This is a genomic window from Marinobacterium weihaiense (assembly GCF_019061305.1).
GTDB classification, from domain to species: domain Bacteria; phylum Pseudomonadota; class Gammaproteobacteria; order Pseudomonadales; family Balneatricaceae; genus Marinobacterium; species Marinobacterium weihaiense.
Window position 1 is genome coordinate 1 of the sequence record NZ_JAHQZT010000073.1, and the last position, 849, is coordinate 849.

Genomic DNA, 849 nt, shown 5'->3' on the forward strand with positions numbered 1-849 from the left:
TTGTGATCAGATACTGGCTTTTGTGATGACGACGATGAGCCTCAATGTTCTTGCCCAGCACCTGTCTGAGATCCCCGATGTACGTCAAGCCGCCAAAGTCACCTACCCGCTGTTCGATATCCTCTTTCTGACGATCACAGCAGTTATTGCAGGTTGTGAAGGCTGGGAGGAGATCGAAGACTTTGGTCATGCCCGACTGGATTGGCTACAGGGCTATGGAGACTTTGAAAATGGCATCCCGGTGCACGATACCATTGCGCGCGTCATGAGCCGAATCGATCCCGAAGCGCTTCAGACGTGCTTTATCCAATGGATGAAGGATACTGAAGTACACAGCGAACGCCAGGTAATCGCCGTCGATGGCAAAACGCTGAGAGGCTCCTATCGCCCGAGTGATCGGCAGTCCGCCATTCACATGGTCAGTGCGTTTGCAACCGCTAACGGTGTCGTCATGGGACAGCTGAAGACTGAAGAAAAGTCCAATGAGATCAAAGCCATTCCTGAACTTTTGTCTCTGCTGGAGTTAGAAGGATGCTTGGTGACGCTGGATGCCATGGGATGTCAAAAAGCCATTGCACAGACAGTTCTTGACCAGCGTGGTGACTATTTGCTGGCGGTAAAAGGCAATCAAAAGACGCTGTATCAATCCATTCGTTCCGCATTAACGCCTCTGGCGGGTGAGGAAGGATATCGCCAAATAGAAAGTGGGCATGGTCGCCATGAATACCGGGAGTATCATGTTCTGAGTGCCTGTGAGGTTGAGGATTTACCCAACTGGCCCGGTTTGAAAACGGTCGGAATGGCGACGCGCTACAGCCTCAGCAAAGAGGGACAGGAGATGCTGGAGCA

Annotated in this window: 1 protein-coding gene; it reads left to right on the forward strand. The window is 51.8% G+C overall.

What is annotated here, in order from left to right; translation table 11 throughout:
- Nucleotides 1–34: 34 nt before the first annotated feature.
- Nucleotides 35–849, forward strand: an 815-nt coding sequence (locus KTN04_RS16630; RefSeq protein ID WP_217336339.1) for an ISAs1 family transposase, incomplete at its 3' end; no start/stop codon positions are given.